At 55.8% G+C, this 22,348-nt stretch carries 20 protein-coding genes; 7 read left to right on the top strand and 13 right to left on the bottom strand.

What is annotated here, in order from left to right; all coding sequences use genetic code 11:
- Nucleotides 1-56 precede the first annotated feature (56 nt).
- The 3 genes from lon to uvrA all read left to right on the top strand — a co-directional run bounded on the left by lon (nt 57) and on the right by uvrA (nt 6,068).
- Nucleotides 57-2,450 (top strand): endopeptidase La, encoded by a 2,394-nt coding sequence (gene lon / locus HZB34_11820; GenBank protein MBI5316651.1) that lies wholly within the window; start codon nt 57-59, stop codon nt 2,448-2,450.
- 169 nt (nt 2,451-2,619) lie between these two features.
- Nucleotides 2,620-3,045, top strand: a complete 426-nt coding sequence (msrB, locus tag HZB34_11815) for a peptide-methionine (R)-S-oxide reductase MsrB (protein ID MBI5316650.1) — start codon at nt 2,620-2,622, stop codon at nt 3,043-3,045.
- Nucleotides 3,046-3,179: 134 nt separating this feature from the next.
- Nucleotides 3,180-6,068: an excinuclease ABC subunit UvrA gene (gene uvrA, locus HZB34_11810; protein MBI5316649.1), complete on the top strand. Its 2,889-nt coding sequence runs from the start codon at nt 3,180-3,182 to the stop codon at nt 6,066-6,068.
- Between the two features lie 40 nt (nt 6,069-6,108).
- On the opposite strand, the gene HZB34_11805 is transcribed toward uvrA, so the two are convergent.
- The 7 genes from HZB34_11805 to HZB34_11775 form a co-directional block, all read right to left on the bottom strand.
- Complete coding sequence (locus tag HZB34_11805) at nt 6,109-7,335, bottom strand: PDZ domain-containing protein (protein ID MBI5316648.1); 1,227 nt, start codon at nt 7,333-7,335, stop codon at nt 6,109-6,111.
- Between the two features lie 305 nt (nt 7,336-7,640).
- Entirely contained in the window at nt 7,641-8,201 is a 561-nt protein-coding gene (locus tag HZB34_11800) for a YqgE/AlgH family protein (GenBank protein MBI5316647.1), read from the bottom strand.
- A gap of 143 nt (nt 8,202-8,344) precedes the next feature.
- The gene (locus HZB34_11795) at nt 8,345-9,133 is read right to left on the bottom strand and encodes an acyltransferase (protein MBI5316646.1); all 789 of its coding nucleotides are present in this window, start codon (nt 9,131-9,133) and stop codon (nt 8,345-8,347) included.
- Nucleotides 9,134-9,206: 73 nt separating this feature from the next.
- Nucleotides 9,207-9,551 carry a metal-binding protein SmbP gene (locus tag HZB34_11790; protein MBI5316645.1) on the bottom strand — a complete coding sequence of 115 codons (345 nt, stop codon included), beginning with the start codon at nt 9,549-9,551 and terminating at the stop codon, nt 9,207-9,209.
- A gap of 93 nt (nt 9,552-9,644) precedes the next feature.
- Entirely contained in the window at nt 9,645-10,523 is an 879-nt protein-coding gene (locus HZB34_11785; protein MBI5316644.1) for a sulfurtransferase, read from the bottom strand.
- Nucleotides 10,524-10,546: 23 nt separating this feature from the next.
- Nucleotides 10,547-11,836 carry a hypothetical protein gene (locus tag HZB34_11780; protein ID MBI5316643.1) on the bottom strand — a complete coding sequence of 430 codons (1,290 nt, stop codon included), beginning with the start codon at nt 11,834-11,836 and terminating at the stop codon, nt 10,547-10,549.
- Nucleotides 11,833-12,777, bottom strand: coding sequence for a histone deacetylase (locus tag HZB34_11775; protein MBI5316642.1), 945 nt, complete (start codon nt 12,775-12,777; stop codon nt 11,833-11,835). Before HZB34_11775 ends, HZB34_11780 begins: the two co-directional genes overlap by 4 nt.
- Nucleotides 12,778-12,921: 144 nt before the next feature.
- Here HZB34_11775 and HZB34_11770 point away from each other — a divergent pair, with 144 nt between their 5' ends.
- Nucleotides 12,922-13,254 carry a tetratricopeptide repeat protein gene (locus tag HZB34_11770; GenBank protein MBI5316641.1) on the top strand — a complete coding sequence of 111 codons (333 nt, stop codon included), beginning with the start codon at nt 12,922-12,924 and terminating at the stop codon, nt 13,252-13,254.
- Nucleotides 13,255-13,338: 84 nt separating this feature from the next.
- On the opposite strand, the gene HZB34_11765 is transcribed toward HZB34_11770, so the two are convergent.
- Nucleotides 13,339-13,689 carry a hypothetical protein gene (locus tag HZB34_11765; GenBank protein MBI5316640.1) on the bottom strand — a complete coding sequence of 117 codons (351 nt, stop codon included), beginning with the start codon at nt 13,687-13,689 and terminating at the stop codon, nt 13,339-13,341.
- 374 nt (nt 13,690-14,063) lie between these two features.
- Here HZB34_11765 and HZB34_11760 point away from each other — a divergent pair, with 374 nt between their 5' ends.
- Together HZB34_11760 and HZB34_11755 are read left to right on the top strand one after the other, a co-directional pair.
- Nucleotides 14,064-15,881, top strand: coding sequence for a M3 family oligoendopeptidase (locus HZB34_11760; GenBank protein ID MBI5316639.1), 1,818 nt, complete (start codon nt 14,064-14,066; stop codon nt 15,879-15,881).
- Nucleotides 15,882-16,004: 123 nt separating this feature from the next.
- Nucleotides 16,005-16,211: a (2Fe-2S)-binding protein gene (locus HZB34_11755; protein ID MBI5316638.1), complete on the top strand. Its 207-nt coding sequence runs from the start codon at nt 16,005-16,007 to the stop codon at nt 16,209-16,211.
- A gap of 23 nt (nt 16,212-16,234) precedes the next feature.
- On the opposite strand, the gene HZB34_11750 is transcribed toward HZB34_11755, so the two are convergent.
- The gene (locus tag HZB34_11750; protein ID MBI5316637.1) at nt 16,235-16,831 is read right to left on the bottom strand and encodes an NAD(P)H-dependent oxidoreductase; all 597 of its coding nucleotides are present in this window, start codon (nt 16,829-16,831) and stop codon (nt 16,235-16,237) included.
- A gap of 83 nt (nt 16,832-16,914) precedes the next feature.
- Nucleotides 16,915-17,100, bottom strand: coding sequence for a hypothetical protein (locus HZB34_11745; GenBank protein MBI5316636.1), 186 nt, complete (start codon nt 17,098-17,100; stop codon nt 16,915-16,917).
- A gap of 139 nt (nt 17,101-17,239) precedes the next feature.
- Here HZB34_11745 and HZB34_11740 point away from each other — a divergent pair, with 139 nt between their 5' ends.
- A complete protein-coding gene (locus tag HZB34_11740) occupies nt 17,240-17,707 on the top strand; it encodes a DUF192 domain-containing protein (GenBank protein MBI5316635.1) in 468 nt (155 codons plus the stop codon).
- Between the two features lie 189 nt (nt 17,708-17,896).
- Here the strand turns inward: HZB34_11740 and HZB34_11735 are convergent, their stop codons facing one another.
- The 3 genes from HZB34_11735 to HZB34_11725 all read right to left on the bottom strand — a co-directional run bounded on the left by HZB34_11735 (nt 17,897) and on the right by HZB34_11725 (nt 22,185).
- Entirely contained in the window at nt 17,897-20,083 is a 2,187-nt protein-coding gene (locus HZB34_11735) for a bifunctional (p)ppGpp synthetase/guanosine-3',5'-bis(diphosphate) 3'-pyrophosphohydrolase (protein ID MBI5316634.1), read from the bottom strand.
- Nucleotides 20,084-20,094: 11 nt separating this feature from the next.
- The gene (recJ, locus tag HZB34_11730) at nt 20,095-21,792 is read right to left on the bottom strand and encodes a single-stranded-DNA-specific exonuclease RecJ (protein ID MBI5316633.1); all 1,698 of its coding nucleotides are present in this window, start codon (nt 21,790-21,792) and stop codon (nt 20,095-20,097) included.
- Between the two features lie 195 nt (nt 21,793-21,987).
- Nucleotides 21,988-22,185 carry a ubiquitin-like protein Pup gene (locus HZB34_11725; GenBank protein ID MBI5316632.1) on the bottom strand — a complete coding sequence of 66 codons (198 nt, stop codon included), beginning with the start codon at nt 22,183-22,185 and terminating at the stop codon, nt 21,988-21,990.
- Nucleotides 22,186-22,348: the final 163 nt, after the last annotated feature.

The raw sequence follows: 22,348 nt of genomic DNA, 5'->3' as shown, positions 1-22,348 counted from the left end.
TTAACTATCTGTAGGTGTCCGGTGTATTCACCAACCGAGCGAAGGGATGCTTCCATATGAATAACGAGGCCATCGCCGTCAAACTCCCAGTCGTCCCGATTAAACGCACCGTCCTGTTTCCAGGAATCATGATGCCCTTAACGGTCGGGCGAGAACGGTCGATAGCAGCAGTTGAGGCAGCCACTAAATCAGAAGAGAAGACGATTCTGGTAGTCACACAACGCGACCCCCTGACAGAAGAACCTGGGCTCGAAGGCCTATACACGATCGGTACCAAAGCCGTTGTGAAGCAGATCGGACGGTCAGATGAGGGGACGATCCAAGCGCTCGTCCAGGGACTCGAACGGGTCGCCTTGCTCAAGGTCGAACAGACTGAGCCATTTCTTCTCGTCCAAGTCCGGCGACTGGATCACCCAACTGACGAGGGCACCGAAGTTCAGGCCCTCCACCGGGCTATTCAGGATTTAGTCACAGACCTTCCACGATTGATACAGGCTCCCGGTATCCAGGAAGCGGCGGCAGCCTTTAGTAACGAGGATAACCCAGTCACCTTGGCTTACCGCGTGGCGTCGCTCCTCAATCTCACCGTACAGGACGAACAAAAACTGCTCGAAACTTCCTCGACGATTGAGCTGCTGCGATCGCTGTACGGAGCCCTCTCGAAAGAAATCCAGATTCTACAGCTGCGGGACAAGATCACCAGTGAAGCTCAAGCCAAGATGAGCAAGACCCAGCGAGAGTATATCCTCCGTGAACAATTAAAAGCGATCCAACAGGAGCTCGGCGAGGGTGAAGGGGAGGAAAACGAGATCCCGGATCTCAAAAAGAAGATCCAGGACGCGGATCTTCCTGATCATGTCCGTAAAGAAGTCGAGCGCGAGTTGGCTCGGCTGGTAAAGGTGCCACCCACCTCCCCGGACCATCAGGTCCTCAGGACCTACCTCGAACTGGTGCTTGAACTTCCCTGGAAGAAGGCTTCGGGAGATCGTTTAGAGTTGAGTACGGTTCGTCAGGTGCTTGAGGAGGATCACTATGGCATAAAGGAAGTGAAGGAACGGATCGTCGAACATCTGGCGGTGTTGAAATTGAATCCGACAGCTAAGGCGCCGATACTCTGCCTTGTCGGGCCACCGGGTGTCGGGAAAACCAGTCTGGGGCAATCGATTGCGAGAGCCATGGGGCGGACGTTCGAACGGTTCAGTCTAGGCGGTGTGCACGATGAAGCCGAGTTACGCGGCCATCGCCGAACCTACGTCGGCGCGCTCCCTGGCCACATAATTCAGGCCATACGGCGAGCCGGCGCGAATAACCCGGTCCTCATGCTCGACGAGGTCGATAAGATGGGGCGTGACTTCCGTGGCGATCCTGCGTCCGCGCTGTTGGAGATTCTCGACCCGGCGCAGAACCACACATTCCGCGACCACTATCTCGATCTCCCGTTTGACCTATCAAAAGTGTTCTTCATAACAACCGCCAATACGCTGGATACGATCAGCCAGCCGCTGTTGGACCGTATGGAGATCATTCGCCTTCAAGGCTACAGCGAGAGGGAAAAAGCCGAGATCGCCCGCCGCTATTTGTGGCCGAGGCGGCTCAAAGAAGCAGGTCTGGAGGCCAGCCAAGCAATACTGCCGGATGTGGTGTTAAACCTCGTCATCAGCCGGTATACCAGAGAGGCCGGCGTGCGCCAACTCGAGCAGATGCTGGGACGACTGACAAGAAAAGTCGCTTTGGCCTTCGCCGATCTGCCGGAAAGCCAGGAACGACAACCAGTCACCATTCAGACCGATGTTCTTGGAGAGTGGCTCGGCTCCGAACGCTTCATGCCGGAAGAAGCACGCAAGGTATTGCCGGCGGGCGTCGTCACTGGACTCGCCTGGACTCCGAGTGGCGGAGATGTCCTCTATATCGAAACTACGCTGCTCCCCGGCAGCCACGAATTGATGATCACCGGCCAGTTGGGGGATGTCATGCAAGAATCTGCGCGAGCTGCACGAAGCTACCTCTGGTCCCATGCTGAGAGCATGGGACTCGATATTTCCAAGTTCAAATGCAACGGCGTGCACATCCATGTGCCTTCCGGAGCGATCCCGAAAGACGGACCTTCGGCCGGGATCGCAATGGCAACAGCCCTTGCGTCCTCGTACATCGGAGAAGCGGTACGAAGTGATACGGCAATGACCGGAGAAATCAGTCTGAGCGGGTTAGTCCTGCCGGTCGGCGGGATCAAGGAAAAAGTGTTGGCCGCTCATCGCGTCGGCATTAAACGGGTGATTCTGCCCAAATCCAATGAGAAGGATTTGAAAGAGGTACCACAGGAAGTGCGTGAGGATCTGACCTTCATTCTGGTGGAAAGAATCGAGGAGGTCCTCCCCGCTGTCTTTAACTGCGATGTAGCAGCTCACGAAAGCTTCCGCTTTGGAACAAGCACTGCCCAAGCCTCGGTATGAATGGACCGTGTCGAGTGAAGCGCAGGCATCGGCTTGTGTTTCCGGATCAACCCGTCCCACGTTTCTTTCCAATCATTTCTGTAGCTTGCTCCCCAAGTAATCCATATGTAAGGATGAATTCGATTGCTCGACCCATCTAGGTGGAGACCAAACAGAAAGGAGCGACGCCATGGCTACGCCGCCCAAGATTGAGATCGGTCCGATTGTCAAAGTCGTGAAAACTGACGAAGAGTGGAAAAGGCTGCTCTCGCCTGGAGCGTACCAGGTCCTACGACATGAAAGCACAGAACGTCCCTTTACCGACAACATGCACGACAACCATAGGGCGGGCATCTACTACTGTGCCGGCTGTGACCTGCCGGCCTATTCCTCCGAGCATAAATTCGACAGCGGCACCGGCTGGCCCAGCTTTTGGCAACCGATCGATCCCAAGGTGGTCGAATCCAGCACCGATTACAAGCTGATTTTCCCAAGGACCGAAGTCCACTGCGCACGCTGCGAGGGGCATCAAGGCCATATCTTTAAGGACGGTCCAAAACCGACGGGATTACGCTACTGCATCAACGGCGTCGCGCTGAAGTTTGTCCCTGCTTAGGTCCTGGCAGGCTGAGCCTCAACCTTCCAAGACATGGGGGGCCTTTCTCCTCTCACTTGTGACTCTTCCAAGTTGCACCTATCTAGATGTGCTTGCTACGATGAGGCTTTTCCGCCTCAAGATAAAGGCTGCTCGTGCCCAATACTACGGTCTCTTCCCAGGCTTCAGGCGATCTGATCGTTGAAGGCGCGCGGCAGAATAATCTCAAGAACATCTCGCTCCGCATTCCACACAACCAGGTCACAGCCATCACAGGCGTGTCAGGATCGGGGAAATCCTCTCTCGCGTTCGACACCCTCTTCGCCGAAGGCCAATGGCGCTATGTCGAATCGCTCTCCACCTATGCCCGCATGTTTCTCGACAAGGTCAATCGGCCCGATGTCGACCGGCTGATCAACGTCCGGCCGGCCATTGCCATCGAACAGAAGAACCCTATTCGTACCGCCCGCTCGACGGTCGGAACTACGACTGAGATCGCCGATCTCTTGCGACTGCTATTCGCCAAAATTGGCCACCCGTTCTGCCCAGATTGCGCGATTGCTGCTCGTAGCTTTCACCCCGGCGCTGTCGTCGAGGATCTCCTCGCCCATTGTAACGAAGCCCGAGCGATGATCCTGTTCCCTGTCACAGCACCGGCGCCGAAGCAGGAGCAGGTCTTTATCCAATCACTCCTGCTCCGCGGTTTTGCCAGGGTGCGATGCGGCACGGAGATCCTCGATCTCCACGAAACCCATAGGCTTCCAAAAATCAGGCCGGATCATCTCCAGATCGTCCTCGATCGGCTGGTCATTCGGGAAGACAACCGGTCTCGTATCGTCGAAGCGATCGAAACCGCATTCCGCGAGGGCGAAGGCCTATGCCTAGTAGAGGTTATCGACCAGGGTCTCAGGCCCTACAGCACGGACTTTCGCTGCCAACAATGTGGCAGAACCTTCGAGCCGATTCGGCCAGTTCTCTTTTCTTTTAACCATCCACTTGGCGCCTGTCCCGAGTGCAAGGGATTCGGCAATATTCTCCGGTACGATCCCGACCTGGTCATCCCAGACCACAGCAAGTCGCTGGCCCAAGGCGCGATTGAACCCTGGAGCAAACCCAGTGGCGATTGGTGGCAGAAACAGCTGTTCCTCTCCATGAAGCGGCGTGGCGTCGACCTCACGATCCCCTACAGGGACCTGCCGCAGCCTATCCAGCACATAATCTGGCAGGGAGAAGGCAAACTGGAGGGAGTACAACAGTTTTTCGAATACTTGGAAGGAAAGCGCTACAAGCTGCATGTGCGCGTGATGCTCAGCCGCTACCGAACACCGGTTCCCTGTCCGACCTGTAAAGAATCTCGCCTCCGCCGTGACGCGCGCTATGTGAAGATCGCGGGGAAAGACATTCACGAGCTGTCTTGTCTCACGATCGAAGACGCTGCAGCATGGATCACAGCCCTTGCGCTCTCTCCCTATGAAGAACAGATCGCTCGAGATATCCTCCGACAGCTGACGACCAAGCTCGGCTTTCTCCTCCGCGTAGGCCTCGGTTATCTCACTCTTTCCCGCCAGACTCGTACCCTCTCAGGAGGAGAAGCCCAGCGCGCAGCCCTGGCCAACCAACTCGGTGCCCGCCTGGTCGGCACCCTCTACGTCCTCGACGAACCGACGATCGGTCTCCACCCGCGTGATACAGCCACACTCGCCGGTATCCTGCGAGAGCTGGCAGCCCAGGGCAACACGGTCGTCGTGGTCGAACATGACCGCCAGATGATGCAGGCAGCCGACTATCTCGTCGAGCTGGGTCCCATGTCAGGAGAGAAGGGCGGCGAAGTGATCTGCGCGGCACCCCGGCAGGCATTCATGGCAGACCGACGTTCCATCACAGCGCGCTATCTCCGTGGCGAAGATGAAATTTCAATCCCTCGATCACGGCGAAAAGGAAACGGTAAATTTCTTGTTATTGCAGAAGCTTGCGAGCATAACCTCAAGCAGCTGTTTGTGAGAATTCCCCTCGGCATGTTGGTCTGCGTGACCGGCGTCTCAGGGTCCGGCAAGAGCACACTAGTTGAAGAGACACTCTACCGGGCAGTCGCCCGTGCCTTTCGTATCGAATCACTGCCCATGGGTCGGTTTCGGGCAATTAAGGGGATTGAGCACCTCACTGGCATCAAACTCATTGACCAAGAACCGATTGGCCGAACACCTCGTTCGAATCCAATTACGTACTTGAAAGCGTTCGATGAGGTTCGCTCTCTCTTTGCTTCTGAGCGTGAAGCGCTCCGGCAAGGCCTCACTGCAGGGCAATTCTCCTTTAATACCACTGGTGGCCGATGCGATCGGTGCGAAGGAAGCGGCGTGGAGAAGCTTGAGATGTACTTTTTTGAGGACATCTATGCCACCTGTGAAGCCTGCGATGGAAAGCGGTTCAAGCCGAATGTGCTCGCCATTCACTATCGTGGCAAGACCATTCACGATGTCCTCCAGATGACCGTCGACGAGGCCGTGGGATTTTTTAGCGGCTCGCCCAAGCTTACCGAAAAGCTCCATCTCCTTTCGTCCATCGGACTCGGCTATCTACGGCTCGGCCAGTCAGCGACGACCCTCTCAGGCGGCGAGGCCCAGCGGTTGAAAATCGCCGCGGAACTCACGAATGGGGGGCTGCCTCGACAAGGGGCTGTCCCCCTTCCTCGCGCGAACGGGGACAGGCACCGGCAGAGCCGGAGCCAGTCCCCTAGCCAGTCCCCTCATGTCCTCTACATCATGGACGAACCGACCACTGGCCTGCACGTCGATGACATCAAAAAACTCCTGGCGATGCTGCAGAAACTGGTGAACAGTGGCAATACTGTGGTGGTGGTGGAACACAACCTCGATGTCATCAAATGCGCCGATTGGATCATCGACCTAGGACCGGAAGGCGGCGCAGCAGGCGGGCAGATCGTAGCGGAAGGCAGACCAGAACAGGTAGCCAAGGTGGCGGCATCTTACACCGGACGATTCCTAGCAGATGCGCTCATGTCGGCTACTGACAACGTGGATTCATGACATTTTTGTTTCACCCGAACGGAGCCTTTGCTAACGTCTTCTAGAGCCCTGGGCGCTTTTCAGCGGTAACCAGTACCTCAATCGGCTGATTCGCGCGACGCACATCCAACTGAAGTGTCTGCCCTGCCTCGACCTGACAGAGTCGTTTCGCTTCCCGCTCTGATGACACGCGGGATAATACTGTGCCGTTACAGGCAACAACCCTGTCACCCACCTTGAGGCCCGCTTTCTCGGCCGGTAACCCACCGCGCAGTTCCCTTACAAGATAGTATCGAGCACCGCCTAATTCTTGTAGCTCCCAGTTGACTCCGATCCGCCCGGACCCTAACAATCCCGTTTGCGAGCCGAACCGAGAGAGAATATGATTCGCGATCACGCGGGCTAAGCCTTCGGGATCATCGGTCGTGGGGTCTGAACCGTATCCTCCCCCATTGAATAACACCACGCCGCTCTCGACGTCGATCATTCGGAAAGCCAGTGACACACGGTTGAGCTGATCGCTTTCTGATCGCTCCCACTGTTGCACTTCACCCACCACAATAGCCTGCGCCCCAACGAGTTGCCCCACTTTCAGCACTTCGGCATCGCCGGCATGCTGCAGTTGGATAACCTGCTCTTTGAATACTTCGTCTAGCTCGGCTCGCTCAACGATATTGATATCAAGATCCAGTAGTAAGGTCGTCATGATCCCGGCGACGCGCGACCCGGATCCCTGTGCATCCGGCGCATCCTCGAACACCATAACGGCCATTGTCCGATAACGATCGATCGTGTCACGATTGATCGGGCCAACGCCGGTCACAACCGGCTCAGGACGTCCACGCATCCCGCCAGATCCAAGGCTGGTTGTGCCGGATGCCGCACAGGCGCGACGCCTCTGTAAAATGGCAGCAGGAGTGCCCCAGGCACAGAGTTCGTCGTTTACCAGTACGATGTGGTGTGGATATTCGCGTTGATGTTCTGCGGCAATGTTGGTGAAGGGATAGACAATACACCCGCCGATCCAGATTGAAATGGGACAGAGTGCCAGCTCATACAGCCACTGGTTACGGGCCGTGAGGGAGTATTCCCAGACCAGCAGATGGCCATCGTCACGCAGTACGCGGTCCGGCCGACCAACCTGCTCGATAACCTCGGCTTTCGTCATGGGCACAGAAAGCCGGTCGAGCTTGGATTCCGACTTCACTATGGTGTACAGCACACCGCACCCGGAGCAGACGTATGCAAGTAGGATCGTCCCCACCAAACAGCCAAGCCGTCTCACCATCCTAGTACAACTCCAGAGAAGCCACCTGTATGCGAGGCAGGGTAACATCTGCACAAGTCGGCTGCAACGGAACGGGAGAGGAGGAGAAACACGCGAATAATTTCTGAAGGGCGGAGTCTCCAGCAGGATGTTCAAAATGGCCGTCAGCAAGGCCGCGCGAGAATCTCTGACTCTTTACACTTCCCTTAAGGGGAGTGGCCAAGGCTGCCCTTTACTGCGCGCATCGAACGAGCACATTCTTATCGTGCGCGTTCTGCGAGCAAGAAGGGCATCTGGCCACTCCCCGCCATTTTTTCAGCATCCTGCTAATTCAAGGAGGGATCGAGAGGCATGTCTGCATAATGACGATATTCATCGCCCATGGCGCTGACCATATCCGGCCAAATACGTGCAGGATCTGTGGCAAAGACAGCATTGGGATCTGCCGGAACAGTAAACCAGGAGCCGGTCTGCATTTCAGATTCCAGTTGCCCTGGTCCCCAGCCGGAATACCCGATATAGGCGCGAAAGGCCTCGCGCCCTTCGCTGGTGGTCAAAATACGATCGATGATGTCGGTATCCCCGCCCAGACAGACCCCATCGAAGACATGATGGGAGTTCTCAGGCAATTGATCCAAGCGATAGAGCATCATCACCTGGTTCGTTTGCACCGGCCCTCCCGAGAAGAGGACGTGCTGTTGACCTTCAAGGATCGGCACTTGAGGTAACGCTTCCGAGACCGACATCGCCGTCGGGCGATTCACGACGACACCCAGCGCGCCTTCTGCTCCATGCTCGCAGAGCAAGACCACCGTCTGCCGAAAATTCGGATCGCGCAAGGACGGTGCTGCGATCAAAAAGACGCCTTTGGCAAGTGGAGCTTTCATGGCTAATATCCTACCGCGCTGGTGTATGCCGCGCAAGCGAAGCGAGCAGACTGTTCATGTGGTTGGTTTCGTTTATTTGGTTTATTTAGTTCGTCTGATTCAACCAAACAAACCCAACAGACCACACAAACCCGTGCAACCAGTTATCGGTAGAGGGATTCGCGTCGGTCGCGGAGCAGGTTATTGTAGGGTGTAAGGGATTTGTTTCGGGCATCCGCGGGATCGATTTCGGTAATATAGAGCTCTTCCTGGTCTCGGGATGCACGATGCAGAATGGCCCCACGTGGAGCGACGACTTCGCTATTTCCGATAAATGTCAACTGATCCTTTCCGCTTCGTGCTTCGCTGCCTGTGCGGTTGCTCGTGACTGCGAACACTCGATTTTCCAGACACCGAACCGGCATGGAGTCCGGACAATTGGGCAGGATGAGGTTCGAAGGATGGCAGATGATCTCTGCCCCCTTGAGCGCCAACGTGCGAGCCGACTCCGGATAGTACCAATCGAAACAAATCATCACCCCGATCTTGGCCAGTCCGATATCCCAGACCTGAAATCCCGTATCGCCAGGGGTAAAGAAGAGCGTTTCTTCAAAGAAGAGATGTGTCTTGCGATAACAGCCGATAAACCCGGACGGACCGACGACCACGGCGGAGTTATAACACACGCCCCCGGCGCGCTCGGGAAGGCCTGCGACAATCACCATCTGGCGCCGCTTGGCAAGGTCTATGAGCCGTCTTGTGGTTGCCCCATCCGGCACCGGCTCTGATAATGCCAACGCTTCTTGTTGTGACACAAACTGATACCCGGATGCGAATAGCTCCGGCAACACGATCAGATCGGCGTCAGCCTGGTCGAGCGTTTCCACAACCCTATCGAGATTGTGAGACACCTCGCCGAACCGTGGAGAGAACTGGAAAAACCCGACCAGCATGATCGTCACATCCCCAGAATAAAACGGGCAGGGTTGCCCCTGCCCGTTCAACACCAATCTCGGACGGAATGATTTACTTCACTTCGGACAAATGGGTGACCGCGCCTTCGGCATGTTGCGTAGCGACATCTGCATGACCAGCCTTGCCATGCTCGACGCATTCCTTGAGATGCTTGATTCCCTCATCGACATGCGGATTCTTCCCTACCGCCCCGGCATGCTTGAGTGACTCCTGACAATGCTGCACGGCAGCATCGGCATGTCCCTGTTTGCCATGAGCCACAGCTTCCTTGGCATGTTCCAAGGCTTCACCCGCGTGCTTATCCGCTGCAAGGGCGAGCCCGCTGAACAGCGGGAAGCCGACAAGGGCAGCTACCGCCGCCACGACCAGCGCTCCTCGATAAATTTTCCTCTTCATAGATTCCTCCTCAGGGGGGTTAAGGTTCATCCAGCAGGGGAAGGTCCCACAATTATGTAATACCCTTCACCTTACACAGCCGCTTTTTCACTGTCAAGAAGGCTTCACTTGGGGATCGACGTTCAGGATGTGCTGCAATCCCTTGGCATCTTTTTCCACGGGGCAGGCAAAATCCCGACTCCACTCCCACCAGGACCCCGGATAGTTACGCACCTTCTGATATCCTACAATCTTAAGTACAAAGTACAGCCAGGCTGATCGGACGCCGCCGGTGCAATAGCAAATGACCTCTTTGTCTTGTGTGAGGCCTTTGTCCAGGAGACTCTCTGTGATTGCCTGAAGATCTTTCAACGTGGCGTCCGCTTGAAGAAACCCATTCCAAGCCACATGAATCGCAGAAGGGATGTGGCCGGGTCGTGGTATCCCTGACACCTCTTTCCCAAGATACTCCTCCAGGCTACGCGCATCGATGATCAGGGTGTTCGGATGCGGCTGCTTCACGAGGTGTTTCAGTTCTTCTTTACCGGCAATCACGGAAGCCACCGGCCTGATATTGAAGGTCCCTGGCTCGGGTGTCACGGACCCATGCTCGAATGGCCGCTTTTCCTGCACCCACTTGACCCAGCCCCCGTCGAGAATACGCAGTCGCGTATGCCCGAGATACTCCAACATCCAGAACATGCGGCCTTCGTCTCCCCAGTTGTCGAACGGATTGGAGTAGATGATCACATCGCTGTCGTGACTGATGCCCAAGGCGCGAATCTTCTGTTCCATGCGTCCAGGATCCGGGTCAAGCAATCCTTTCGGCACGGCATTCGGATCGCTGTACTCATGCCAGGTCGAATGGACCGCACCTGGAATATGGCCGCCGAATTCGTAGGCTGCCCGCCCACGTACATCGAGAACTACCAAACCAGGCTGTCCCAGCCTCCGCTGAAGAGTATCCGTATCGATCAGCAAGTCGTGGATCATGTCGTTCCTTCCAGAAAAAGCCATCAGCTGTCAGCTTTCAGCGGACAGCTTGTTTCTACTGGCTGACGGCTGACGGCTGTCTGCTGAAGGCTCTCGCGGCGCAATGCCGCTCCGAGATCTCCGGACAGCGGGAACTCACGCTCGTATACGACGAATCGATAGGGGTCGTTCCCCGTGAGCCCGTACTTGGTCCGCAACATCTCATGTTGCTTGTCGGTCAGGATGTGGTACTGCACCAAGGTCTTCACTTTCAAGTCCTCTGCCTTAGCCGGGAGTTGGTACACAAACCGGTATTCACGGCTGGCCAAGGGTATCAGCCGATTATCATACAACTCAACAATGGCCGGCTGCCACATGATCCAGCGGCCCATCGTCGACGTTTGGTGATCCAGCACCTTTCCCTGCTGATCTTCCACGCTAAATTCCACAGTGAAATATCGATCGGGATCGCCGGTCGGAATCTTATGGCCGGCGCCTGCATTGACCAACGTGAGCGTAAATCCAACCCGATCGCCCGGCTTAGGCGAAGCAATATCGGCTTTGACTTGCAACGCCACCGCCCGCCTCACCATATCGGGGTCATGCCCGCCACGCCAGAGATGCCGGCGTCCACGTCGGATCGGACTATTCGCTGCAACCGGCCGATCGATCTCCGGCATGTGGCAGCTCTGGCAAATGAAGCCCCGTTCCTGCATGAAGAACTTGCCTTCGGATTCTGCATAGGTCCCGCAAGGTCCCACGTTATAAAACTGGGCCGGTCCTGACACGACATTGTGACAACGCTGACAGACTTGCGCGGTCCTGAAATTCGGATCGAATTGCGTCGGGTGTGGCGCGGCGGAATCTTCGAAGGGCCCGTAAATGACTCCGTCCCGCACATGACAAGCTGCGCAGCTCACCGATTCTTTCTGATACTCGGGATCGTACCGGGGATTAGGAATTTGGGCCGCCTTTTCCACCCGCCCTCGGGGGATCTCTTTCACCAACGTCGGCTGCTGATTTTCCAATGGGGTGTGGCAGTTCAAACAGACCCAAATATTCTTGTCCTTCTTCCAGTAGGCCTGAAAGAATGGATCCTCATAGGCATGGGCATGGATACTGGTCTTCCATTCGTCGTAGATCTCGCGATGGCATTGGCCACAAGATTCAGCCTTCAAGCTCGTCAGACCCTCCGGAATCCTCTGAAATGGGATCGCATGGGCATAATCCGAGCGCAACCCGAAAATCACCACCGGCTTGATCTCGGTGTAATAGACGTAAGTCAGAATCGCAGCCAGACCACAACCGAGCAGAGCTTTGACAACTATCCTCATGCCGCCAAGAGCGCCTGGATGTGGCGATCGACCGAGGCTGCCAGCGAGGTGAGATGGTACCCGCCTTCGAGGGACGAGAGTATCCGCCCTCCGGCATGGCGTTTGGCAATGCCTGCCACGATGCCGGTGAGGTCTGCATAGCCTGCTTCCGTCAACTCCATGTTTGCGAGCGGATCGTCTTTGTGGGCGTCGAAGCCGGCAGAGATAATCACGAAGTCGGGCCTGAAGGCGTCGGCGGCCGGGACTAGCGACTTCTGAAAGACGGCACGGTACTCCTCATCGCCTTCGCCAGGCTCCATCGGAACATTGATCGTCAATCCGTCTCCCGCCCCCCGGCCCCGCTCCGTCGCACAGCCTGTGCCAGGATAGTGCGGATACTGGTGGGTGCTGAAAAACAGCACGGAGGGATCGTCTTCAAAACTGTGCTGCGTGCCATTGCCATGGTGCACATCCCAATCGATAATCAACACACGCGTCAGCCCATACTTTTTCTGAACGTAGCGCGCGGCAATCGCGACATTGTTGAGGAGACAGAAACCCATCGCCCGCCCTGCTTCAGCATGATGCCCCGGCGGCCTCACCGCGCAGAAGACATGGTCTACTTGCTGTTTCATGATCGCATCGACCGCAGCCAATGCCCCTCCGGCTGCCAGATAGGCGGCAGTCAACGAACTGGGAGACATTGAGGTATCGGGATCGAGCGAGACCCGTCCGCTCGTCGGTGCGTGACTCTTCAGCATTGCCAGATAGGAGGGCGTATGGATTTCCGTAATCCATTCATCTTCAGCCTCCCGTGGTTCAATCTTAACCAGACGAGCTGCTGTCCCGCTCTGCCCTAACTGCTGCATGATCGCACGCAGCCGGCCAGGCGATTCAGGATGCCCGGCCCCCATGTCATGGTCGAGACAGCGCGGATCGTAGACGAGTCCTGTTTTCCCCATGACAAATTCCGTAAGGCGTCAGGCGTGAAGGGTGAGACGTATCCTCGTGATCGAGGAGAATAGATTATCACGCAGCAACGCGCGTAGACAACGAGCGGAAAGGCATGTTACGGTCGGCGGATCAAGTTTCGACCAGGAGAGAGGATGCCAAACCGACGAATCGAACCCCTCAAGAAAGTTCTGATGATTGATCCAAACGACGAGGTCGCCTGGTTCGGTCTCGGGAAAGCTTACATGGAAGACGCCAACTTCGAAGAGGCGGCCAAGGCCCTTCATCAATGCGTCACAGTCAAGCCCACCTATTCAGCCGCCTACTACGCCCTGGCCCAGTCGCTCCACAAACTCGGTCGAATCGACGAATGCCGAACCGTCTGTGCCACCGGCATCGACGTGTCCACGAAGAACGGCGACGCGATGGTGACAAAGAACTTGGAGCTCTTAAAAGGCTCGCTGCCTGCCTCTGGTTCATCTAGTTGATTCGGTTTGTTTTGTTGATTTGGTTGGTTTCGTTCAACCAAACAAACCAGACAGACCCTCAAAAAACCAGCGCAACCATCCGATTTATACCGCCTCCGCTCCTTCATCGTCATCATCATCAGACGAAAGACCGAGAGCTCCCGGCTGACGCTTGGCAATTTCTTCATACAGTTCATCCAGCCATCGGCTCGCGCATCCGAGAATTTCCCTCACTAACGGTTCTGGTTGACCCGTACGCTTGATCGTCCACTGCGATACGTATTCCAACAACACGTCCCGTTCGAACTGTTCTGACGATTGCATGGCGAGCGATGTCATTTCGCTCAGCCCTGTTTTAAGAATCTCGGCCACCATGTCACGCCCATAAGAGGTACTGGCCGTGACATATTGGACTGCTCGATTCAGTTCTTGATCGGTCATAGGATCTCCCGTCATGCTTGACGCATCATACCGAGAATGCGCCCGCAGTGGAAGATTCTGCCGGAGCTAGTGAAAAACGCTGCAGCCTCGTCGGTGGGAATGGTATGATCATGAGCGAACAAGGCCGAATATGTGGCCCAGCAGGATGCTCAAAAAGTCCGTCCAGCAAGGCCGCAGCTAACGAAAGCACCGGAGGCGTAATCTTCTCACCCACCCGCCCCGAACTGCTAACGTAGTTCTGTCCCGATGGGCTACGTTGAGGATGCTTTCGAGGCGAGAACGATGCATGGGAAGAGGCGCGTCCTTGCGCGCCGGGGTCGGGCGGGTGAGAAGAGTGACTTTTTCAGCATTCTGCTAAAGGCGAAACGAAGGAGATGCGACCCATGCCAGTGAAGATCGGCCGGAAACATTCGACCTCTCCCAATACCTCTTCCTCAAAACGGCAGCGGCTCACCTATGCTGAGCGCTGGGACCTTTCACAACTGGCAGAAAACCCGGTTCAACGATTCGAGACCCTGGCAGAAGAAATCGAAACCAAAGTAGCGCAGTTTGAGGCTGCGCGTGCCTACCTCAGCCCGACCATGGAGGTATCCGCCTTTCATCCCCTGCTGACACTAAGCGAGGACATCGCAGCTGCCTCGTCACGAATCAGCGCCTATGCCTATCTCTGGTTCTCGGAAAATACAAAAAACCTCGCCGCTCGTTCGTTTAAGACGAAGGTCGAGGAGCGGATCATCGCGCTTCAGAACCGAATGGTATTTTTCGATCTCTGGTGGCAGAGCGTCGATGAGGGTAACGCACGCCGGCTCATGACAGAAACCGGCACGTTTCGTTACCACCTGGAAACCATTCGCCGGTTTCAACCCCACACGCTCTCTGAACCAGAAGAGAAGATCGTCAATATCAAGAACATCACAGGCCGAAGCGCAATTCATTCGCTGTACGACGTCGTCACGAACAGTTTCGTGTTCACGCTCACCGTCAAGGGTAAACGGATGACGATGACACGCGAGGAACTGACAGCCTACCTCCGCCACACGCAAGGGCAACTGCGTGAAGCCGCCTATCGAGAGCTCTATCGTGTCTATGCCGATCAACACGATCTATTGGGCGAAATCTACAAGACTTTGGTCAACGACTGGAAAGCAGAAAATGTGCAACTGCGCAAGTTTGCCTCCCCGATTACCACCCGTAACCTCGGCAACGACATTCCGGATGAAGCCGTATCCTCACTCCTGAGGGTCTGCCAGAAAAACGCCGGCATCTTCCAGCGGTACTTCCATATCAAAGCTCGCCTGTGCAAGATCGATCCGATGAGCCGCTATCACATCTATGCGCCATATCGCACAGAACAGAAATCCTATCGCTATCAGGATGCAGCCCGACTGGTGCTGGACGCCTACCGAGGATTTTCTCCTCAATTGGCCAGTCTGGCAGAACAGGTCATGGCTGAACGACATATCGATGCGCGTACCAGGCCCGGGAAAATCGGGGGCGCCTACTGCTACAGCGTCGTGCCAGGCACGGCCCCTTACGTGCTCCTGAACTTCACCGGAGAGGCGCGTGACATCACGACGATGGCCCATGAACTCGGCCATGCGGTCCACGGCATGATGGCGGCGCAGCATTCTATCTTTACCTTCCACTCCACTCTTCCGCTGGCAGAAACTGCCTCGGTGTTCGGAGAACGTATCCTGTCCGATACGCTCATAAACCAGGAACGGGACAAGAAGGTGAAACAGGGACTCCTGCTTAACCAACTGGACGACATCTATGCCACGGTCCTCCGACAAGCTTACTTTGTCCAATTCGAGCAACAGGCCCATGAGATGATAGCTCAGGGGTCAACTGTGAGAGATCTAGCCAAGACCTATCTGGCTGAAGTGCGACAGCAGTTTGGAAAAAGGATTAAGGTCCCGGATGAGTTCCAATGGGAATGGCTGACCATTCCGCACATTTTTGCCAGCCCGTTCTACTGCTATGCCTACAGCTTCGGCAACCTCCTGGTGCTCGCCCTCTACCAGATGTACCAGAAAGAAGGGGCCTCGTTCGTGCCGAAATATCTCGACTTGCTGAGTACGGGCGGATCCGAGTCACCGCAGACGATCCTCGCCAAGCTGGGAATCGATATGGCATCGGAAGACTTTTGGCAATCGGGGTTTGATACGATCCACGGAATGGTCGATCAGCTGGAACGAACACTATAAACACCCCCGCCTTTTCCCCTCTTGACACGCAGGAACAAGAGGTGTATTATTTCATTGATTGATAACGGTTATCAGAATCGTTACCGACCCACAGGCACTGTCCGCCGGTTAGGAATGTCGCCCATGTACCTTTGCCTCTGTCAGGGAATTACCGAGTCGGATGTCCGAGAAGCAGGACGGGGTGGTATCACCACGCCTTGTCAACTCAAGACGAAGTTTAGACTGAAACAGCGAGGATGCTGTGGTCGCTGTTCAAAAAATATTGACGAGTTTGTTCAGATTGCAGCGAGCGCACAGCAAGACCTTGTCTTCAGCAGCATACAACGCTAGCCCAGATAAAGCCTTATAGCCAGTTAGTGGGAAGAACCTCTCCTCATCATCACAGCCACTTCTGCCACACGTCGACCTAACTCTTTGGCATCGGCCAACTCCTGGTTGTCGATACCGGGGCTGTCGCCTTCCGTGGTGGCAGATGCGCCGAAAGCCCCACCCCCACTGACGACGATCATCTGATTTCCCAGCATCGCGGCAAGGATCGTCAGCATCGTGACCTCTTTCCCACTCGACACCTGGCCACCGGTGGCAAAGGCCGCGCCGATCTTGTTCTTCATCTTAAACTCGGGGAATACACCGAATTTAAACTGCCAATTATCGAAGAAGGTTTTCACCTCTCCAGACATGTTCGACCAATAGACCGGCGAGCCGACGACGACCGCATCAGCAGAGAACAGATCGTCCGCCGTCACCTTGCCAACCCGCTTCAATAGCGCCTGGGTGCCGTGCACGCTCTTCACACCATCGATCACCGCTTCAGCCAGCCGTTCCGTATTGCCGGAAAGAGAATGGTAAGTTACGAGCACCTTCACCGGTGGAGGCGGCTCGTCGGCGAATGTCTCGCTCAAGCCGGCACCCGACACCAGAGGCAGGGCACACAGAGCCATACGACCCATGAGATAGAATTGTGAACTATGGATGAGAGAACGGGCCATCGACTTACGGAGAAACGTGGGCAGGCGACAAAACTGGCGCCGGTTCAGCGACGGATAACTTCCTCTTCCATCCGTTCTTCAACGGAAACCTCTGTCAATGTTCCACGATAGTCGCACTTGTGACAACGTACCCGCCATTCTTCGATCCACTTTTCCTGCACGTACGACTGCCGGCACTTCGGGCACACAAATACGCCTTTGACATAATGCACTTTCCGGATCTCTTTCATCGGTCCCTCCTGGCCTCGTAGGACCGAGGATGGCATAGGCAACCGCGTGATTGCAAGGCGCCCACAATCAGAATTACCGGAGACCACGTCCTAGCCATCCTGCTTGACTCATCTCCCATAGGCCGATTAGGATGCCGCCGTGCAACGGCCAAGATTATTCGCGCTTTTCTTCATCCTGCTCTTTTCCACCCCATGCAGCACACATGCGGGGGCCGATCCTGCCACACTCGGGTTGGTCCAGATTACCCTCCCTGGAGGGGCCATCATTCAGGCAGAGTTGGCCGACACCCCTCAAAAGCGCGCAACGGGATTGATGTACCGTGAGCATTTGGATGCGGACCGGGGCATGCTTTTTACATTCACCCAAGCACAGGCCTGGGTGTTCTGGATGAAGAACACAAAAATCCCGCTCGACCTCATCTGGATAAATGAAAAAAAACAGATTATCCATATGGAACAAAACGTCCCGATTTGCACCAGAACGGACGATAGCTGCCCGCAATATCGGCCCAACGAAGACGCGCTCTATGTCTTAGAACTTGCAGCAGGGCGAGCTGAGAGTTTGAAACTGCAGCGAGGATCAAAACTTCAGTTCCGAATCCCCTAGCAGGCTCCCCTCACGCAGGATGCTCAAAAAGTTCGTCCGGCAAGGCCGCAACAAGCCATCACTTCACTATAAGGGGTGGCTGGGATGATCCCAACTGCGCGCGTCGAACGAGCACATTCATATCGTGCGCGTTCCGCGAGCACGGGGATCGCCTGAGCTACCCCGCCTCCTTTTTCAGCATCCTGTGGGCTAGGGTCGTTCTTGCCAGGCCCTCATCCGTCTCGCCGTAATCACCCCATCAACACGCTCAACAGCTTTCAGCACCTGGTCGAGATGGCGGGTATCTGAAACCTCCACGACAAAATCAAGAATGGCCTTCTGATCCTCACGCGTCGTGATTTCAGCACGACTGATGTTGGCATGACATTCTGCAATCGCGGACGACACATTCGCCAGAACGCCGGTCTTATCGACAGCCACAATGGACATTTTCACTGCGTGTGTGCTGGGGGTAGCGGAGTCCCACTCCACTTCCACTAACCGCTCCTTGTCATAATCCAGAGCTTCGAGATTCGGGCAATCGACAGCATGAATCGTCAGTCCACGGCCACGAGTGATATACCCGAGAATGCGGTCGCCTGGCACAGGGTGACAGCAACGTGACAGTTGCATCAGCAGATCCCGAGACCCCTTGACCTGCACACCGGTGCTGTCGCTCTTTCCGCCTACCGTTTTCCGCGAGGTGGGACGTTCCTGAGTCAGCGCCGGTTCCGGTGCTCCGGATGACAGAACCGTGAGTTTACCGATGACCTGCGATGTCGCCACGCGGCCGAAACCCACCGCCGCAGCCAATTCATCGGTGCTGTCGAACCCCGACTGGCGAGCGGCTTGTAACAGCTCCGGTGATTTAAACATCCGGGCCGGCGCCATCCCCTGACGGCGGAACTCCGACTCCAGTAAACGACGGCCGATCTCAATGCTCCGCTTCTGCTCTTCCAGTTTGATCCAATGTTTGATCTTAGTCTTCGCACGGGAGGTGCGGACGAATTTCAACCAGTCCTTGTGCGGCGATTGCGTGGGAGAGGTCAGTATTTCTACCGTATCTCCGCTGGCCAGTTGATGCTTGAGGGGGACGATCTTTCCATCCACCTTGGCTCCGACACAATGGTCCCCGACCTCGGTATGAATCGCGAATGCAAAATCGACGGGTGTCGACCCTCTCGGCAACTCCTTCACAACCCCCTTGGGCGTAAACACATACACCACATCGTGAAAGAGGTCGAGCTTCACCGAGTCCATGAACTGCCGGTTATCCGTCAAATCTTCATGCCATTCAACGAACTGGTGCAGCCAGCCGAAAGCTTTGCTGTCACGATCGGCCACATGGCCCTGTTCTTTATATTTCCAGTGCGCGGCGATGCCGTGCTCGGCGATACGATGCATCTCCTCCGTGCGGATCTGGAATTCGACATGCTCTCCCTTGGGGCCCACCACCGTCGTATGCAGCGATTGATAGAGATTGGATTTGGGAATTGCAATGTAGTCCTTGAAGCGCCCTGGCACAGGCCGCCAGGCTGAGTGAATCACTCCGAGCACGGCGTAACAGTTCATCTTCGTATCGGTGACGATCCGCAGCGCAGTAAGGTCGTAGACCTCTTCGAATGTAATCGACTGCTTATGCATCTTCTGGTAAATGCCGTAGAGATGTTTGGGCCGTCCGTATACGTTTCCGACCAACCCGTTCTCTTGCATGGCCTTCTGCACGAGTCGGCGGACTTCGTCAATATACTGCTGCCGGTCTTCGTCACGTTTCGCGACGCGGACACGCAATGTCTCGTACACATCAGGCTTCAGGTGTTTGAGACAGAGGTCTTCCAACTCGTTCTTGATCCACCCGATTCCAAGACGATTGGCCAATGGTGCATAGATCTCCAGCGTCTCCTGCGCGATCTCCTGCCGCTTGGCTGGACGGAGATGCTGCAGGGTGCGCATGTTGTGCAACCGGTCGGCGAGCTTGATGAGAACGACACGGATGTCGTCCGCCATCGACAACACCATCTTGCGGAAATTCTCCGCTTGCTTTTCCTCATAACTCCGAAATGTGATTTTGCCGATCTTTGTCACCCCATCGACCAGATGCACCACATCCTTTCCGAACTCTCTTTCGAGTTCTTCAGGCGTTGCGACCGTATCTTCCAGGGTATCGTGCAGCAATGCTGCGACGATGGCGGTGACATCTGTTTTGAGCGAGGTCAGGACTCCGGCGACGGCGATGGGATGCTGAACATACGGTTCTCCGGAAAGACGACGTTGCCCCACGTGCGCCTTGGCAGAAAATTCGTAGGCCTTCCGAACGAGGCCGAGATCGGCATCGGCATAATAGCCTTTAATCCGATCCAGCAGCTGGTCGAGTTCTGTGACGGTTTGGTACACCATGGTTCTCTCACTTACTCACTCGCGCTCAGCCGAACGTCGCGTATACGAAGCTGAATCCGATCACGGCCGTTCCAGTGATTGAGTTCCGGCGTGAAGGCGAGGTCGACGGGAGCACGAGACGGGATACCCCGTTCCAGCAACGACTTCATGCCGAATCCGATACTGTCGAACGGCAGCGACCTCCCTTGCCGTACGGTCATTTTCAAGTGTTTTTCACCGACGGTGCGTGACTCCATGACTTCGAGACCGGTCACCGCAAACGTCGGCTCTGGATTGCCCGCACCGAACGGGTGCAGCGAGCCGATTTCCTGTATCAACTGGAGATTCACCTCATTCAGACGCACCTCAGCATCGACATTCAACGTCGGAACCTTATAGCCGTCATGCACCCACCCGGCCACCACGTCGGAAAACATGGCACGAAACTCGTCGATTCGAGACTCGCGAATAGTTAGACCTGCGGCACTCGGATGTCCCCCGAACGATTCCAACACCTCTCGACAAGCAGCCAATCCTTGATAGAGATCGAACCCGCCCGTCGTCCTGGCCGAGCCTTTCGCTATACCCTGCTCATTGATAGCCATGACAATGGCCGGGCATTGAAACCGATCGACCAGGCGTGCCGCGACGATACCAACCACCCCAAGATGCCAGTGCCGGGAAGCCAATACGAGCACGCGCGGTAAAGCGGAATCTTTAAGCGAAGCCAGTGCCTCCGTCATGATATCCATCTCGATACGCTGCCGCTCATGATTCAGTTGTTCAAGCCTGTCTGCCAATTGCTGCGCTTCGGACGGAATTTCGGTCGTTAATAACCTCACACCCAGCATAGCATCGTCCAATCGCCCCGCAGCATTGATGCGCGGCGCCAGTTTGAAGGCAATTGTCTCCGCCGTACAGTCGCGCGTCACGCCAGCCGCCTGCTTGAGTGCGCGAATGCCACAGCGGGCGCCACGCGACAACTGATGCAAGCCTTCGCGCACAAAGCTTCGATTCTCATCCTGCAAGGGTACAACATCCGCGACCGTGGCCAATGCCACGAGATCGAGCAGCGACTCCAACGGCACACCAGCGACCCCGTACCGTACCTGGTACGCCTGCGCCACTTTGTAGGCCAGCGCCGCAGAACAAAGACCACGGAAAGGATAAAGGGTATCGGTTCGATGGGGGTTGAGCACCGCCACAGCCTGTGGCATCACCTCGTCGCTCTGGTGATGGTCCGTCACTACCACATCCATACCCAGCTGGGCCGCCAACTCAATTTCTTTGTGCGAAGTTGTCCCGCAATCAGATGTCACCAGGAGGGAGATGCCTTCGTCATGTAATCGCTGAACTGCGCCGAGATTAAGTCCATAGCCTTCGCGGAGACGATGTGGAACATAGGCGCGAACCTTTGCTCCCAAACCTCCAAAGAAGGACAGATATAGACTGGTCGCAGTAATCCCGTCGACGTCATAGTCGCCGTAGAAACAAATCGGCTCGTGAGTATTCACAGCCCGATGCAGTCGCTCAATGGCCTGTTCCATATCGGGAACCAAAAACGGGTCATGCGGCGACTGTAGCGACATCAACCGCGTCGCTTCATGTGGCGTAGTCACACCACGAGCGAGAAACAGTGATGCGGCGGCAGGTGAAATCAATAGGGCCTGGGCCAATGAAGCCCGCTGGGACATATTGATGTCTCGGAAGACCCAGAGCTTGGACTTCATAAGGCCTCTTCAAGGGTCCTGAGTCTCAAGAGAAGCTAACTATCTGACAATTAAGGGGATACTAGCCGCTCAGTGCTGCGTTGTCAAACCGGAGAAATCGAATGGCATGCTGAACAGGGACAGAGGCGCTCCCTGAGCACCGGAGTAGTATGAGGAGGAAGGAACAGGAGAGGATAGGCCACAGGGCAGCCGTGGCTATTCCCCCCCTTTTTGGACATAGTTTTTGACGAATTCTTCTGCGTTGGTTTCAAGCACATCGTCGATTTCATCGACCAGCTTATCGATGTCTTCCTTCAATTTCTTACCGGCTTCGACGACCTTCGGATTGGCCTTGACCTCTTCCTTCCCCTGCGGCTCTCTCCTGGGTTCCTGCTTACGCTCCTGTTTCTCCATCCGAGCACCTCCCGTGAATCTGGGGAACTCTCGTGGATCAGCCACCAGCATGATCCCGTACGAACACCTTACCTCACGATTCTTTCAGCCGTCAAGCCGAGCCTGGAAACGGGAAGCGAGGCAGGAGCGTGACAAGCGAGATGTGCGGGACAGGCGCGACACG

This window comes from Nitrospirota bacterium, assembly GCA_016219645.1.
Taxonomy (GTDB): Bacteria; Nitrospirota; Nitrospiria; order Nitrospirales; family Nitrospiraceae; genus Palsa-1315.
Note: the sequence above shows the minus strand (reverse complement) of the source record. Positions and strands in the feature narration are given on the sequence as shown.